This window comes from Arenimonas sp. (assembly GCF_022842045.1).
GTDB lineage: Bacteria > Pseudomonadota > Gammaproteobacteria > Xanthomonadales > Xanthomonadaceae > Arenimonas.
In genome coordinates this window covers 14,595-29,443 of sequence record NZ_JALHQI010000035.1, presented here as the reverse complement: position 1 = coordinate 29,443, position 14,849 = coordinate 14,595, and the positions used below count along the sequence as shown (strand labels likewise).

Annotated in this window: 12 protein-coding genes; 4 read left to right on the top strand and 8 right to left on the bottom strand. The window is 69.5% G+C overall.

The window, feature by feature from the left end; all coding sequences use genetic code 11:
* The first annotated feature begins 667 nt into the window (after window positions 1–667).
* Window positions 668–1,915: a GGDEF domain-containing protein gene (locus Q0C12_RS09020; RefSeq protein ID WP_290889196.1), complete on the top strand. Its 1,248-nt coding sequence runs from the start codon at window positions 668–670 to the stop codon at window positions 1,913–1,915.
* 64 nt (window positions 1,916–1,979) lie between these two features.
* Here Q0C12_RS09020 and rpoD read toward each other — a convergent pair whose 3' ends face one another.
* Window positions 1,980–3,890, bottom strand: a complete 1,911-nt coding sequence (rpoD, locus tag Q0C12_RS09015; RefSeq protein WP_290889201.1) for an RNA polymerase sigma factor RpoD — start codon at window positions 3,888–3,890, stop codon at window positions 1,980–1,982.
* Between the two features lie 44 nt (window positions 3,891–3,934).
* A complete protein-coding gene (dtd, locus tag Q0C12_RS09010) occupies window positions 3,935–4,372 on the bottom strand; it encodes a D-aminoacyl-tRNA deacylase (protein ID WP_290889194.1) in 438 nt (145 codons plus the stop codon).
* A 51-nt stretch (window positions 4,373–4,423) separates the two neighbouring features.
* Here dtd and Q0C12_RS09005 point away from each other — a divergent pair, with 51 nt between their 5' ends.
* Genes Q0C12_RS09005 through Q0C12_RS08995 form a run of 3 tightly spaced genes read left to right on the top strand, consistent with a single transcriptional unit; the run spans window position 4,424 to window position 7,351 of the window.
* Window positions 4,424–5,335 carry a lipid A biosynthesis lauroyl acyltransferase gene (locus tag Q0C12_RS09005; protein WP_290889192.1) on the top strand — a complete coding sequence of 304 codons (912 nt, stop codon included), beginning with the start codon at window positions 4,424–4,426 and terminating at the stop codon, window positions 5,333–5,335.
* Window positions 5,336–5,340: 5 nt separating this feature from the next.
* Window positions 5,341–5,850, top strand: a complete 510-nt coding sequence (locus Q0C12_RS09000) for a PH domain-containing protein (protein WP_290889190.1) — start codon at window positions 5,341–5,343, stop codon at window positions 5,848–5,850.
* Window positions 5,837–7,351, top strand: coding sequence for a PH domain-containing protein (locus Q0C12_RS08995; RefSeq protein ID WP_290889188.1), 1,515 nt, complete (start codon window positions 5,837–5,839; stop codon window positions 7,349–7,351). Before Q0C12_RS09000 ends, Q0C12_RS08995 begins: the two co-directional genes overlap by 14 nt.
* Here the strand turns inward: Q0C12_RS08995 and Q0C12_RS08990 are convergent.
* The 6 genes from Q0C12_RS08990 to def all read right to left on the bottom strand — a co-directional run bounded on the left by Q0C12_RS08990 (window position 7,326) and on the right by def (window position 14,743).
* Complete coding sequence (locus tag Q0C12_RS08990; RefSeq protein ID WP_290889186.1) at window positions 7,326–8,783, bottom strand: TrkH family potassium uptake protein; 1,458 nt, start codon at window positions 8,781–8,783, stop codon at window positions 7,326–7,328. The genes Q0C12_RS08995 and Q0C12_RS08990 overlap by 26 nt on opposite strands.
* On the bottom strand, window positions 8,783–10,162 hold the full coding sequence (trkA, locus tag Q0C12_RS08985) for a Trk system potassium transporter TrkA (protein ID WP_290889184.1): 1,380 nt from the start codon (window positions 10,160–10,162) through the stop codon (window positions 8,783–8,785). The genes Q0C12_RS08990 and trkA overlap by 1 nt, the downstream gene beginning before the upstream one ends.
* 79 nt (window positions 10,163–10,241) lie before the next feature.
* Entirely contained in the window at window positions 10,242–11,918 is a 1,677-nt protein-coding gene (locus Q0C12_RS08980) for a glycosyltransferase family 39 protein (protein WP_290889182.1), read from the bottom strand.
* A gap of 75 nt (window positions 11,919–11,993) precedes the next feature.
* Window positions 11,994–13,313: a 16S rRNA (cytosine(967)-C(5))-methyltransferase RsmB gene (rsmB, locus tag Q0C12_RS08975; RefSeq protein ID WP_290889180.1), complete on the bottom strand. Its 1,320-nt coding sequence runs from the start codon at window positions 13,311–13,313 to the stop codon at window positions 11,994–11,996.
* Window positions 13,310–14,230, bottom strand: coding sequence for a methionyl-tRNA formyltransferase (gene fmt, locus Q0C12_RS08970; RefSeq protein WP_290889198.1), 921 nt, complete (start codon window positions 14,228–14,230; stop codon window positions 13,310–13,312). The genes rsmB and fmt overlap by 4 nt, the downstream gene beginning before the upstream one ends.
* Before the next feature lie 6 nt (window positions 14,231–14,236).
* The gene (gene def / locus Q0C12_RS08965; protein WP_290889178.1) at window positions 14,237–14,743 is read right to left on the bottom strand and encodes a peptide deformylase; all 507 of its coding nucleotides are present in this window, start codon (window positions 14,741–14,743) and stop codon (window positions 14,237–14,239) included.
* Window positions 14,744–14,849 lie beyond the last annotated feature (106 nt).

The window sequence follows — 14,849 nt, the reverse complement described above, 5'->3', positions numbered from 1 at the left end:
GGGGCCGGCGTGGCAGCGGCCGGCGCGGCGGCCGCCGCCGGCGCTTCGCCCGCGGGGGCGGTAGCCGGCTCGGAGCAGGCGGCCAGCACGAAGGTGAGGGACGACGCCAGCAGGGTGGCGCGCAGGATGGCGGTCATGACGGGGCTTCCTAGGGATGCAGCACGTCAGCGTAACGGCCGTGCATGACCGGAATGCGGCAGCGTGGTGGGCCCACCAGGACTCGAACCTGGAACCAAGGGATTCGCGTAGCCCGGGGATTTCCCCCCGGCGCGGACTATCTCTTCACCCTCCGCTTGCGCGGGTGGGGTGCGGGACGCTCGAGCCTGTGATCAAGGGCGCTGAAGCCCTCAGGTAGTCTCTGCACCTTCCGGCGGTGTACCGCCGGCTTGGCTCAGGGTTACCACCGGCCGGACCGCTGAGGCTTCCCTGAATTCATCCCGTTCCCGTCCGCCCCTTACGGGGCGGCGGCACCTTTCGATGAGTCCCCTGCTCTAACCATTGAGCTATAGGCCCGTTGGGGCAATCGTATAACGAAAAGAGCCGATCGGGATGGCATTGGTCCTGCCCCGCCCCCGGTGGCTCACACCGATGCGGCCCGAATCGGGCCGAAGGCTGCATACTTGGCCGACAAGGCCTGTATGCGATTGCCGCTAGCCAAGGAGCCGCGATGCTGAGCATTTCGTTGCAAGCAGGGATCGTCTTGCTGACGCTGCTGCTGCTCTTCAGTATCCGCCGGCGATTCGGCCTCGCGCCCTTGTACGTGTTCATAGGCGCACTGCAGGTGCTGCAGACGCTGACCGCGACCATTTTCGTGCCGACCGATCTCGGCCTCGTCTTCAGCCCCGGATCCTCGGTGATGTTCAGCGCCGGCCTCGTTGGCGTGTTGCTGGTCTACTTGCGCGAAGACGCTGCGGAAGCACGGCGCCTGATCCTCGCACTGCTGGCCGCCAACTTGGCTGCAGGGGCATTGATGTTGCTGCTGTCGATACAGGTGCAGGATCCATCCGTGCTCAACGGGCCAGGGCTGGATGCCAAAAGCCTGTTCGTCAACGGCGCCACGCTCGTGCTCGGCACCGCGTTGCTGGCGGTCGACGCCGTACTTATCGTGGTGCTTTACGAGTTCTTCGCCCGTTGGTCGCGCGGCTTATTCCTGCCGATGGCGGCTACTCTTGCGGCAGTCATGGTGTTCGACAGCGTGGTCTTCATTACCTGGGTGTTTTGGGATGCGCCGGCACCGCAGTACACGACTACGCTGCTGAACTCGGTACTTAGCAAAGTCTTTATCGCCGGCTTTCACGCGTTGGTCAGCGCAGCCTACCTGAACCGCTTCGAGCGCGAACAGTTCACGATCAACGAGGACGGGAAGACGCGGGAAGTGTTCGCGATCTTCACCTACCGACAGAAGTACGAAATGGCCCGCCGCGAAGCCATGTATGACGGATTGACCGGGCTATTTCATCGCTCCTACTTCCATGCCACCGCCAAGCATGATGTCTCTATCTGTGCGCGAGCCGAGCATCCGCTGTCGCTCTTGTTCATCGACCTGGACCACTTCAAGCAAGTCAATGACAAACACGGCCACCAGGCCGGGGACGCCGTGCTGCGGGCCGCTGCGACGTGCCTTGCCGCGGGCCGGCGCCCCTCGGACTATGTCTGCCGCTACGGCGGTGAGGAGTTTGTCATGATCCTGCCCAACACCGGTCCAGCGGGTGCCGTGGCCATTGCCGAGCAACTGCGAAACCAGATCGCATCCATGCGGGAGCGGGGCCTCAGCCCGGTGGCGACGACGGCCAGCATCGGCGTCGCATCGATGCCGCAGGATGGCCAGACACTCGAGCATCTGATTGCAACCGCCGATCGCCGCCTGTATCGCGCGAAGGCCAACGGGCGCGATCGCGTCGAGTCAGAAGGCTGAACCCGTAAACAACGAAGCCCCGCTGGCGCGGGGCTTGGTCGCTCCCTTCCCTGGACCGACGAGGCTACTCGAGGTCGAGGAAGCTGCGGAGCTGCTCCGAGCGGGTCGGGTGGCGCAGCTTGCGCAGGGCCTTGGCTTCGATCTGGCGGATGCGCTCGCGGGTGACGTCGAACTGCTTGCCGACTTCCTCGAGGGTGTGGTCGGTGTTCATGTCGATGCCGAAGCGCATGCGCAGCACCTTGGCCTCGCGCGGGGTCAGGCCGGCGAGCACGTCGCGCACGGTTTCCATCAGGCCGAGGTTGGTGGTGGCCTCGATCGGGGACTCGATGCTGGTGTCCTCGATGAAGTCGCCCAGGTGCGAATCCTCGTCGTCGCCGATCGGGGTCTCCATCGAAATGGGTTCCTTGGCGATCTTGAGCACCTTGCGGATCTTGTCCTCGGGCATCTCCATCTTCTTCGCCAGCTCTTCCGGGGTCGGTTCGCGACCCATTTCCTGCAGCATCTGGCGGGAAATGCGGTTGAGCTTGTTGATCGTCTCGATCATGTGCACCGGGATGCGGATGGTGCGGGCCTGGTCGGCGATCGAGCGGGTGATGGCCTGGCGGATCCACCAGGTGGCATACGTGGAGAACTTGTAGCCGCGGCGGTACTCGAACTTGTCCACGGCCTTCATCAGGCCGATGTTGCCTTCCTGGATCAGGTCGAGGAACTGCAGGCCGCGGTTGGTGTACTTCTTCGCGATGGAGATCACGAGGCGCAGGTTGGCCTCGACCATTTCCTTCTTGGCCTTGCGGGCCTTGGCCTCGCCGTAGGCCATCGCGCGGTTGATTTCCTTGATGTCCGGCAGGGTGAGCCACAGCGACTGCTCGATGCCGACCAGCTTCTGCTGCTCGGCGACGATCAGGTCCTTGTACTCGCGCATGCCCGACGACCACTTCTGCTTGCGGCGGATGACGTCGTCGGCCCAGTCGAGGTTGACCTCGTTGCCCGGCCAGGCGCGCAGGAAGTCCTTGCGCGGCATCTTGGCGTTGCGGGTGCAGACGTCGAGGATGCGGCGCTCGTGTTCCTTGATCGAGTTCACCACGTCGCGCAGCTTGCGCACGAAGGCGTCCATCAGCGCCAGCGGCAGCTTCAGGCGCAGGAACTCGGCGGCCATTTCCTCGCGGACCTTGATCGACTTCTTGTCGGCGGCGCCGTACTTGGCGTGGGTCTTCTGGAACTTGGTGTACAGGCCCTTGAGCGTGTCCATCCGGCGACCGACCTCGGCCGGGTCCGGGCCGGTGTCGACGACGGCTTCTTCCTCGTCGCCGCCCTCGACCTCGGCATCGTCGTCGTCCTCGGAGATCTCCTCGACCGCGGCGACCGGGATCACCTCCTCGGGCTCCTCGATGTCGAGGAAGCCGACCACGACTTCGTTCAGGCGCTTCTTGCCCTCGAGGTGCTGGTCGTAGTCCTCGAGCAGCAGCTGGATCGACCACGGGAAGCTGGCCAGCGAGGCGTGGACCTGGTTCAGGCCCTCCTCGATGCGCTTGGCGATGGCGATCTCGCCCTCGCGGGTCAGCAGCTCGACCGAGCCCATCTCGCGCATGTACATGCGCACCGGGTCGGTGGTGCGGCCACCCTCGCTGTCGAGCGCGGTGAGCGCGGCGGCGGCTTCTTCGGCGGCGGTGTCGTCGGAGTCGCGCTGCGACGAGGAATCGGACAGCAGCAGCGTCTCGGCATCGGGCGCGACTTCGTGCACCTCGATGCCCATGCCGTTGATCATGCCGATGATGTCTTCGAGCTGCTCGGCGTCGACGATATCGTCGGGCAGGTGGTCGTTGACCTCGGCATAGGTCAGATAACCCTGCTCGAGGCCCTTGCTGATCAGCTGCTTGATTTCGGACTGCTGAGCCGGACGATCGTTGGCCATTGAGGCATCCCGCGACTGGGAAAATGGAACCGCGCAGTATACAGGAGCCGCCGCCTCGTGGATAACCTTTTGATTAACCGAGGGAAAACGGAACGCCCCGGAGGGGCTCAGGACTGCAGTCGGAAGGTCACCGGGCCGTCATTGACCAGGCTGACCACCATGTGGGCGCCGAAGCGGCCCGTTTCAACCCGCGGGTGGTGGGCCCGGCAGACGGTCACCAGGCGCTCGAAGCCGGCCCGCGCCGCCTCGGGCGTGGCGGCCGTGCTGAATCCGGGGCGCATGCCGCTGGACGTATCGGCCGCCAGGGTGAACTGGCTGACCAGCAGCAGGCCGCCGCCGCTGTCGGCCAGGGAACGGTTCATGCGCCCGGCGTCGTCGGCGAACACGCGGTAGCCCAGCAGGCGATCGGCCATGCGCCCGATGCGGGCGTCGTCATCCCCGGGCTCCACCGCGACCAGCGCGAGCAGGCCGGGCCCGATGGCGCCCACGAGCTCGCCATCGACGCGGACGCTGGCTTCGGTGACGCGCTGGATGAGGGCGATCATGGCGCGAGTGTAAGGGCGCGGGCGCCGGCGGGCATCCCTTACACTCGGCGCATGCCTCCGATCCCCTTCGCCAGCCGCCTGCTGTTCGCCGCCGCGTGGTGCGTGGGCCGGCTGCCGCTGTCGCTGCAGCAAGGGCTGGGCGATGCGCTGGGCCGGTTCGCGCACTGGCGCGACACCCGCGAGGCCCGCGTCGCGCGTCGCAACCTGGAGCTGGTGGCCGCCACGCCCGGCGGCCTGCCGCGCGAGCAGGCGATCGCCGGGATCCTGCGCGCCACCGGCCGCAATGCCTTCGAGACGCTGCGCATCTGGACCCGGCCGCGCGCCGACAACCTGGCGCTGGTGGCTTCGGTGGTCGGTGAAGCGCACCTGGCCGCGGCGCTGGCGGCCGGCCGCGGCGTGATCCTGGCGGCGCCGCACTACGGCAACCTCGAACTGGTGATCGAGGCCATGGCGGCGCGCGGGCCGTTCGCGCTGGTGTACCGCGTGCCCGACAGCCGCATCGGCGACGGCTTCCTGCGCCTGGCCCGCGGCGGCGAGAACATCACCCTGGTGCCGGCCGAAGGCAACGCCATGCGCCCGCTGTGGAAGGCGCTCAAGGCCGGCGGCGTGGTCGGCATCACGCCCGACCAGCAGCCCAAGCTGGGCGCGGGCGAATTCGCGCCTTTCTTCGGCAAGCCGGCGCTGACGCTGAGCCTGGTCCCGCGCCTGGCCGAACGCAGCGGCGCGGCGGTGCTGTTCGCTTACGCCGAACGCCGCGAGGACGGCCGCTTCGACCTGCACCTGGCGCCCGCCGACCCCGCGATCGGCGGCGCCGACATCGCCGCGGCTACCGCCGCGATGAACGCCGGCGTGGAAGCGATCGCACGACGTGACTTCAGGCAATACCAGTGGACCTACAAACGCTTCACGCTGCGGCCACCCGGCTCAGGTGAAATCGACCCTTACGGCCCCGAATGCAGGTGACCCCCTTGAACGAGACGCCCCTCCCCGCCGCCTGGACCACGCCCGACGACTGGCAGCCGCTGCCGCCGGCGGCGTCGAAGGTCGCCGGCATCGTCGGCGCACTGGTCGCGATTCCGTTCTGCCTCGGCTCGGGCATTCTGGGCAGCGCGGTGCTGGACGGCTGGCCGGCGCGACTTGCCGCCGCAGTGGCGCTTTTCACGGTGGTAGCGGTGATCGGCGCCTGGCTGGCCCGCGCCCGCGTCCGCCGCACCCACTGGAAGCTCGACGCCCGCGGCCTGCAGGTGCGCCGCGGCCTGGTGTGGAAGCATGAGCTGCTGGTGCCGCGCTCGCGCGTGCAGCACCTCGACATCGAGCGCGGCCCGATCGAGCGCCGTTTCGGACTCGCCACGCTGGTGGTGCACACCGCCGGCACGCGCCTGCACGCGCTGCGCCAGCCCGGCCTGCTCGACGCCGACGCGCTCGCCTTGCGCGACGCGCTGCTGCCGGAGGCGGACCGCGATGATGACACCCTCTGAGGGCGTGGTCGCCGGCGGCGACGAGCGCCGGCTGCATCCCTGGTCCTGGCTGTTCGTCCTGATCCAGCAGCTCAAGAGCTTCGCGCTGCCGATCGTGCTGCTGCTGTTCACGGGGCGCGGCAACAGCTGGGAACTCTGGGGCCTGGTCGGCGCCGGCGTGCTGGTGCTGGTCTCGCTGGGGCAGTACTTCACGTACCGGTTCCGCGTGGACGAGGAAGGCATCGTCATCCGCAAGGGCCTTCTGCAGAAGAGCCTGCGCCACATCCCGTTCCAGCGCATCCACAACGTCGCCCTGAACCAGACCCTACTGCACCGGCTGTTCAAGGTCGCCGAGGTGCGGCTGGAGTCGGCCGGCGGCATGCAGGCCGAAGGCGAGATGCGCGTGCTGTCGCTGGCCGACGCGCACGCGCTGGAACAGCTGGTGCGCAGCCACAGCCGCGAAGCGCGGCGAGAGGCGGCGCCGGACGCGCCAGCGACCGCGCCCGAGGCCCACACCCTGCTCGAGTTGCCCACCAGCGAAGTGGTGCGCCTGGGCCTGATCTCCAACCGCGGCATGCTGCTGGTCGCGGCCGCATTCGGCATCTTGGCGCAGACCGCGGGCGACCTGGTGGGCGACGCCATCGAGTACGTCGCCGACCACGCCGCCGGCTGGTCCAAGGCCTATGAACTCGGCGTGGCGGGCAGCGTGGTCGCGGCGCTGGCGCTGCTGGTGATCGCGCTGGTGGCGCTGCGCCTGCTGTCGGTGCTGCTGGCGCTGCTGCAGTACCACGGCTTCGTGCTGACCCAGACCGGCCGCCGGCTCAGCGCCCAGCGCGGGCTGCTCACCCGGCTGCGCGCCAGCATGCCGCGCTCGCGCATCCAGGCCTGGAGCCTGCGCGAGAGCCTCACCCACCGCTGGCTGGGCCGCCAGGGCCTGCGCGTGGACAGCGCCTCGATGGAAACCGCCAACGACAACCGCTCGCTGCGCGACCTGGCGCCGGTCGCGACGCCGGAAGCGATGGCCGCGCTGATCCGCCACCTTCTGCCCGGCCACGCCTGGCCGATGGCGCACTGGCGCCCGCTGCATCCGAAGGCCTGGCGCCGGCAGTTCGCGATCCCGGCGCTGTTCGCGCTCGCATTGACGGGCCTGCTGACTTTCCTCAATGGCCTGTGGGGCCTGGCAGCGCTGGCGCTCCTGCCCGTGTTCGCGCTGCGCGCCGTGGTGTGGGCGCGCTACGCCGGCTACAGCCTCGAAGGCGGCCTGGTGGCGGTGCGCGAAGGCTGGCTGGACAAGCGCTGGCGCTTCGCCGAGGTGCGAAAGCTGCAGTCGCTCCAACTGGCGCAGTCGCCCTTCGACCGCCGCCACGGCATGGCCAGCCTGCTGATGGACACCGTGGGCGCCAGCCCTTTCGAATCGGCACTGCGGGTGCGCTACCTGCCCGAGGCCGAGGCGCGCGCGCTGCGCGACCAGCTGGCCGCGGCGATGGAAGCCGCCGCTACTCCCGCCAGAACTGCGGGGTAAGCAGCACGAGCAGCGAGAACACCTCGAGGCGGCCAAGGATCATGCCCAGGGTGCCGAGCCACACGCCGGCATCGCTGACGTCCGCGAAGGTGGTGGCGACCGAGCCCAGGCCCGGTCCGAGGTTGGTCAGCGTCGCGACCGCGGCGCCGAACGAGGACTCGAGGTCGAGCCCGGCCATGTTCATGCCGACCATCAGGAACACGAAGCAGATCATCCAGATCGCGATGAAGCCGCTCACCGAAAGCACCACGCTTTCCGAGACACGGCGGCCACCCATCTTCACCAGGAACTGCGCCTTCGGGTGCACCAGCTGCTTGATTTCGCGGTAACCCTGGCGGACCACCATCACCACGCGCGCCACCTTCAGCCCGCCCACGGTCGAGCCGGAGCAGCCGCCGATGAAGGCCAGCACCACCAGCAGCAGCGGCGCCGGCCCGGGCCACTCGTTAAAGCCGGTGACCGCGAAGCCGGTGGTGGTGATGTTGGAGACCACTTGGAAGGTCGCGGTGCGGAAGGCATCGCCGCCGCCGGCATAGGTCCCGCTCAGCCACAGGACCAGGGTCACCAGCACCGCCGCGATCGCGATGATGCGCAGGAAGGAGCGCAGTTCGGAATCGGTGCCGTAGACCGCCACCGACGCCCTTCGCCACGCGACGAAATGCAGGCCGAAGTTGATGCCGCCCAGCGTCATGAAGACGATCGCAATCCATTCCAGGATCGGGCTCTGCCAGTAGTCGAAAGCAGCGTCATGGGTGGAGAACCCGGCCGTGGACACGGTCGACAGCGCATGGCATATCGCATCGAACAGGCTCATGCCTGCCATCCAGTAAGACAGTGCGCACAGCAGGGTGAGGCCGAAGTAGACGCCCCAGAGCGCCTTCGCGGTCTCGGCGATGCGCGGGGTCAGCTTGGTGTCCTTGGTCGGCCCCGTGCTCTCGGCGCGGAACAGCTGGGTGCCGCCGATCTTGAGCATCGGCAGGATCGCCACCGCCAGGATCACGATGCCCATGCCGCCGAGGAACTGAAGCAGCTGGCGGTAGAACAGCACGCTCCTGGGCAGGTCGTCGAGGCCAGAGATGACGGTCGCACCCGTGGTGGTCAGCCCAGAAGTCGCCTCGAAGATGGCGTCGGTGTAGCTCAGGTGCGGCGGTCCGTGCACGAACGGCAGCGCCGACACCAGGCTGGCGAAGACCCAGGTCATCGTGACGATCAGGAAGCCGTCGCGCAGCCGCATGTCGTAGTTCACGTTGCGCACCGGCAGCCACAGGCCGACGCCGATCAGCAGGCTGACCAGGAAGCTGCCGAAGAACACCTGGGGCGTGCCCTGCTCGCCCCAGGCCAGGGCCAACAGCGCCGGCGGCAGCTTGGTCATCGAGGAAAACACGATGATCACGCCCAGGATGCGCTGGATGGCGCGGAAACGCTGGCTCATCACAGCCAGGTCGCCCCGGTCTGGAACAGGGCGCTGACCTGGGCGATCTCGCGCTTGTCCATGACGAACAGGATGACGTGGTCGCCGGGCTCGACCACCACGTCGTGGTGGGCGATCAGCAGCTTGTCGCCGCGCACCAGGCCGCCGATGGTGGTGGCCGGCGGCAGCTCGAGTTCATCCAGGCCGCGGCCGATCACCTGCGAGGTGCGGCGATCGCCGCGCACCACCGCTTCGATCGCTTCTGCGGCGCCGCGGCGCAGCGAGTAAACGCGGGCCGGCGCGCCCTCGCGGATGTGCGCCAGCAGCGCGCCCAGCGTCACCAGCTGCGGGCTGACGGCGATGTCGATGCTGCCGCCCTCCACCAGCTCGGCGTACGACGGCCGGTTGATCAGCGAGATCACCCGCGGGCAGCCCATGCGCTTGGCCAGCATCGCCGAGAGGATGTTGGCCTCGTCGTCGTTGGTCATTGCGCAGTAGACGTCGGTCTGGTCGATGTTCTCCTCGCGCAGCAGGTCCTCGTCGGCGCAGTCGCCGACCAGCACGATCGAGTTCAGCAGGTCCTCGGCGATGCCGCGCGCGCGCTCCTTCGAGCGCTCGAGCACCTTGACCGAATAGCGCGATTCCAGGCTGCGGGCCAGGTTGCGGCCGATGTTGCCGCCGCCGGCGATCAGCAGGCGCCGCGCGGGGCGCGGGTCGACCTTCCGCAGCTCGCTCATCACGGTGAGGATGTTCTTGCGGTCGGCGAGGAAGAACACCTCGTCGTCCACCTCGATCACGGTGTTGCCCTCGGGCTTGACCGGCTTGCCCTTGCGGAAGATCGCCGCGACGCGGGCGTCCACGCCGGTGGGCAGGTGCTCGCGCAGTTCGCGGATCTCGTGGCCGACCAGGGCGCCGCCCGGCACCGCGCGCACCGCCACCAGCTGGGCGCGGCCGTCGGCGAAATCGAGCACCTGCAGCGCGCCCGGGAACTCGATCAGGCGTTCGACATGGCGGCAGACCAGCTGCTCGGGGCTGATCGCGGCACTGACGGCGGAATGCTCCGGATCGGCCAGCGCCGCCACGTCCAGGTACTGCGCCTCGCGCAGGCGGGCGACCCGCGTCGGGGTTCGGAACTGGTGCTGGGCGACCTGGCAGGCGATCAGGTTCACTTCGTCGCTGGAGGTCACCGCGACCAGTAGTTCGGCCTCGTCGGCGCCGGCCTGGGCCAGCACGTTGGGCAGCGAGGCGTGGCCGACGACGGTGCGGATGTCGAGTTTCTCGGCCAGTTCGCGCAGGCGGGCGTGGTCGGTATCGACGACGGTGATGTCGTTGTTCTCGGACGCCAATGCCGAGGCGACCGAACTGCCGACCTGCCCGGCACCGAGGATGAGGATCTTCATTGAAGCCTTGGCCTTGTCGTCGTGGGGTGCCGCCGCGTCCGGGTCGCCCCGGGCGCGCATAGTGTACGCGCGGCCGGCGTCAGGGGCAGCCGGCCAGGGCCCCGGCGCGCAGCAGCCACCAGTCGCGGCGGTTGGCGGTGCCCAGGCGCTCGGCGGCGCCGGCGGCTTCGAAATCAATGCAGGCGAGCAGCTCGCTGCGCTGGACCAGCAGCCAGCGCTCGCCCGGCGCCTCGAGCAGCCAGGCCTTGGCGCGCGTCGCCTGCACCGGCACCGGCTGCCGGAAGCCAAACTCGACCACGGGCCCGACCGCCTGCAACAGTTGTTGTTCCTTCCAGTCGACCAAGCCGATGGCGACGCCTTCGCCGACCCGTTCGCGCGCCTCCTGCATCAGGCCGCGGGCCGAATTCTCGTCGTCGAGCAGCGGATGGACCACCAGTCCGTAGCCGCTCCAGAGCAGGCCGAGCAGCAGCGCGCAGGCCACGAGCGCGCCGCGCACCCGCCCCCAGGCCGCGGCCAGCAGGCCGGCCGCGCCGACGCTGGCCAGCATCCACCACAGCCAACGCCCTTCTTCGCCCAGCCCGCGCTCAGCGACCAGCTTGCGGGCGAAGCCGGGCTCGGCCACCAGCGCGGCCGCGCCCGCCGCCAGCAGCAGCGTCGAGAACAGCAGCACGAAGGCCAGGACCAGCCGCCGGAAGCCGGTGCGCCGCGAAATCGCGTCCAGGTACGGCGCCGCGGCCAACGCCAGCGCCGGCAGCGCCGGCAGGATGTACATGTCGCGCTTGCCGCCGCTGGCGCTGAAGAAAAGCAGCACCAGCAGGCTCCAGGCCAGCGGCAGCCAGACGCGGGCGTCGCGCTGGCGCCAGGCCGTGCGCCAGGGCGCCAGCAGCCACGGATAGGCCAGCGAGAACGGCAGCCAGAACAGCAGCACCACTTGGCCGAAGTACCAGAACGGTTCGTGGTGGTGCCAGGGATCGACGTAACGCTCGGCCGTCTGCTTGAGCAGGATGTTGCGCAGGTAGGCCTCGTGCTCCGGGTTGCCGCTGAGGATGGCAACGGTGAACACCGGCACCAGCCAGAGCGCGATCGGCGCCAGGACGGCCGGCGCCAGCAGCGCCCAGCGCCAGCCGTTGCCCTGGCCCAGCGGCGCCAGGCCCTCCCAGCCGCGCCGCGCCATCAGCGCGAACGGCAGCAGCGCCAGCAGCGGCAGGAAGCCCACGCCCTTGCTGATCACGCCCAGGCCCGCGGCGAAACCACCAAACCACAGCCAGCGCCAGCTCGGTCCCAGCAGCAGGTGGCGCAGGATGCCGTAAAGCGACAGCGTGGTCAGGAACACCAGGGTCGGATCGATCTGCGCACGCTTGGCCTGGTAGACGAACTGGAAGCAGACCAGCACCGCCGTTGCCGCCCACAGGCCGGCGCGCGGCGTCCACAGCCGGCTGGCCAGGTCGCGCACCAGCGCCAGCGTGCCCAGGCCGGCCAGCAGCGACGGCAGCAGGAAGCTCCAACGCCAGCTGCCGATGAAGCCGTAGGCAAGCGAAAGCAACCAGAAATAGAACGGCGGCTTGTCCGGGTACAACTCGCCGCCGCGATGCGGGAACAGGAAGTCGCCACTTTCGACCATCTGCTTCGCCACCAGCACGAAGCGCGGCTCGTCGGCGGGCCAGGGGTCGCGCAGTCCGAAACCCACGGCCAGCACCCAAAAGGCGAGCAGGAAGAACAGCCAGGTGTCGCGCCGATCCGATGCGTTCGGGGTCATGGCGGGCAACGCTAGCAGGTGGCCCGGCGGCTTGGCATGACGCTCGTCAAGACCGGGGACGGGCCGCAACCGGCGTCAGGCCGACTTGCGCAACAGCGCGTAAAAGAACCCGTCCATGCCGTCCTCCCCGGGCAGGCGCTGGCGACCGGCGCCGCTGGGCCGGCCGAAGCGATCGTCCAGCGGCACCGCGGCGGCATCGGCACGTGCCGCCAGGAAGCGTTCGACCTGGCGTTCGTTCTCATCGCGCAGCACCGAGCAGGTGGCGTAGAGCAACCGGCCGCCCGGGCGGAGCAGCGGCCACAGCGCCTCGAGCAGGCGCGCCTGCTGCGCCACCAGGGCCGGGATGTCGTCGGCGCGGCGATGCCACTTGATGTCCGGCTGGCGGCGGATGATGCCGGTGGCGGAACAGGGCGCGTCGAGCAGGATGGCGTCGAAGGAGCGCCCGTCCCACCAGGTGTCCACCGCGGCGGCGTCGGCCACCTTCACCTGCACGCGGTCGTAAGCCAGGCCCTGGCGCGCCAACGTTTCGGTGACGCGGGCCAGGCGGCGCGACGCGATATCGAGCGCCAGCAGTTCACCGTGGCCACCGAACAGTCGCTCGGCGATCTGCGCGGTCTTGCCGCCTGGCGCGGCGCAGGCATCCAGAACGCGCTCGTCCGGGCCCGGCGCCAGCGCATGCACGGCCAGCTGGGCGGCTCCGTCCTGTACGCCCAGCGCGCCCGTGTGCCAGAACGGCAGCCGCTCGACCGGGATCGGATCCTCGACGCGCACGGCGTCGGGCAGCGCCTCGAGGGTCGTGGCCGCGAGGCCGTCCTCGCGCAGCGAGCGCACCAGGCGGTCGATGCCCAACTGGCCGGCGTTCACCCGCAGCCACAGCGGCGCCGGGCGATTGTTCGCCTCCAGCACCGCGGCGACCTGGTCCGGCCAATCGCGGTAAAGCGCGGCGACCAGCCAGTCCGGGTGGCTGCTGCTGACGGCCAGGTCCTTGCTGGCCGGCAGCGGCTCGCGGCTGGCGCGACGAAGCAGCGCGTTGACCAGGCCGACCAGCGGCGCGCGGCCGAGTTCACGGGTGGCCTCGGCGGTGGCGCCGACCGCGGCGTGCGCCGGCAGGCCGAGCGCATCAAGCTGGGCCAGGCCGGCCAGCAGCAGGCAATGCACCGGGAAATCGCGCGCCGCCAGCGGCTTGGCCAGCCACTGCGACAGCGCGTGGTCATAGCGCCGGCGGTTGCGCAGCGCGCCGAAGCAGATCGCCTCGAGCAGGGCGCGATCGCGCGGGTCCTGCACGGCCGGCAGCGCCTGGCCCAGCATCGCCTTGAGCGAGCGGCCCTCGCCGAGCACCGCCGCGAGCACGCGGGCGGCGCGGGCGCGCAGGGCGGCGCCAGCGGGGGAATTCATGGGCTGCGCAGGGCCGGACGCGCGTTGAGGTAGTCGGCGGCGGCCATCGCGCGGCCACCCTCGCGCTGCACCTGCCGAAGCCGCAGGGCGCCTTCGCCGCAGGCGATGTCGATGCCGTCGCGGCCCGCGGCCAGCACCGTGCCGGGCGCCTGGCCATGCGCGAGGTCGAGCGCCGATGCCGCATGGATGCGCACGCGTTCGCCGGCCAGCTCAGCCTCGGCAACGGGCCAGGGATTGAAGGCACGGACGCGGTTGGCCAGCTCGCGCGCCGGGCGCGACCAGTCGAGGCAGGCCTCGCCTTTGTCGAGCTTGTGCGCGTAGGTGACGCCTTCGGCCGGCTGCGGCTGCACCAGCGGACGCATGCCTGCGCGCAGCAGTTTCAGTCCGTCGCCCAGCACCTCGGCGCCGAGCGCGGCCAGCCGGTCGTGCAGGCTGCCGCCGGTGTCGTCGTCGGTGATGGGCGTGGACAGCGACAGCAGCACGGGGCCGGTGTCGAGGCCTTTTTCCATCTGCATCAGGCAGACGCCGGTCTCGGCGTCGCCGGCTTCCAGCGCGCGCTGGATCGGCGCGGCGCCGCGCCAGCGCGGCAGCAGCGAAGCGTGCACGTTCCAGCAGCCCATGCGCGGGATGTCGAGCACCGACTGCGGCAGGATCAGGCCGTAGGCCACGACCACCATCAGGTCGGGCTTGAGGGCGCGCAATTGTTCGCGCGCGGCAGCGGACTTGAAGTTCTCGGGCTGGAACACCGGCAGGCCGCGCGCCAAGGCTTCGAGCTTGACCGGCGAGGCGGCGGGCTGGCGGCCGCGGCCGGCGGGCCGGTCGGGCTGGGTGTAGACCGCAACCACTTCGCCGCGCTCGGCGGCTGTGCGCAGGCAGGGCACCGCGAAGCCGGGCGTGCCGGCGAAGACGATGCGCAGGGCCACTCAGGCGGCGCCGGCGCGCTGCTGCTTGGCGAGCTTCTTGCGGACCTGCTCGCGCTTGAGCGGCGAGAGGTAATCAACGAAGACCTTGCCGGCAAGGTGGTCCATCTCGTGCTGGATGCAGACCGCCAGCAGGCCGTCGGCGTCGATCTCGAACGGCTGGCCGTCGCGGTCGAGCGCGCGCACGCGGATCCGGTCGGCGCGGGTCACGTCGGCATAGATGCCGGGCACCGACAGGCAGCCTTCCTGGTAGACCTGGCTGCCCTCGGTGTCGAGGATTTCCGGGTTGATGAAGACCATTGGCCTGCTTTTGTCCTCGCTTACGTCCAATACCAGCAGGCGCAGGTGGACATCGACCTGGGTCGCGGCCAGGCCGATGCCGGGCGCGTCGTACATGGTCTCGAACATGTCGACGATCAGGCCCCGCAGGGTGTCGTCGACCTGCCCGACCGGCTTGGCGACGGTCCGCAGGCGCGGATCGGGGAATTCCAGGATGGTGAGCTTGGCCATGGGCGGTGAAATGGGGAGGACGGAACCGGACCTCAAGGGACCGGGCCGTCATTATAGCCCGGGTGGGCTTGCATTCAGGGACGGGATTTGGGCTATAGTCGCCCAA

Excerpts from the sequence above, each read along its gene's own strand:
- Q0C12_RS09020 (WP_290889196.1), top strand. The coding sequence starts at position 668 with ATGCTGAGCATTTCGTTGCAAGCAGGGATCGTCTTGCTGACGCTGCTG.
- dtd (WP_290889194.1), bottom strand. The coding sequence starts at position 4,372 with ATGATCGCCCTCATCCAGCGCGTCACCGAAGCCAGCGTCCGCGTCGAT.
- Q0C12_RS09005 (WP_290889192.1), top strand. The coding sequence starts at position 4,424 with ATGCCTCCGATCCCCTTCGCCAGCCGCCTGCTGTTCGCCGCCGCGTGG.
- Q0C12_RS08995 (WP_290889188.1), top strand. The coding sequence starts at position 5,837 with ATGACACCCTCTGAGGGCGTGGTCGCCGGCGGCGACGAGCGCCGGCTG.
- Q0C12_RS08990 (WP_290889186.1), bottom strand. The coding sequence starts at position 8,783 with ATGAGCCAGCGTTTCCGCGCCATCCAGCGCATCCTGGGCGTGATCATC.
- trkA (WP_290889184.1), bottom strand. The coding sequence starts at position 10,162 with ATGAAGATCCTCATCCTCGGTGCCGGGCAGGTCGGCAGTTCGGTCGCC.
- Q0C12_RS08980 (WP_290889182.1), bottom strand. The coding sequence starts at position 11,918 with ATGACCCCGAACGCATCGGATCGGCGCGACACCTGGCTGTTCTTCCTG.
- rsmB (WP_290889180.1), bottom strand. The coding sequence starts at position 13,313 with ATGAATTCCCCCGCTGGCGCCGCCCTGCGCGCCCGCGCCGCCCGCGTG.
- def (WP_290889178.1), bottom strand. The coding sequence starts at position 14,743 with ATGGCCAAGCTCACCATCCTGGAATTCCCCGATCCGCGCCTGCGGACC.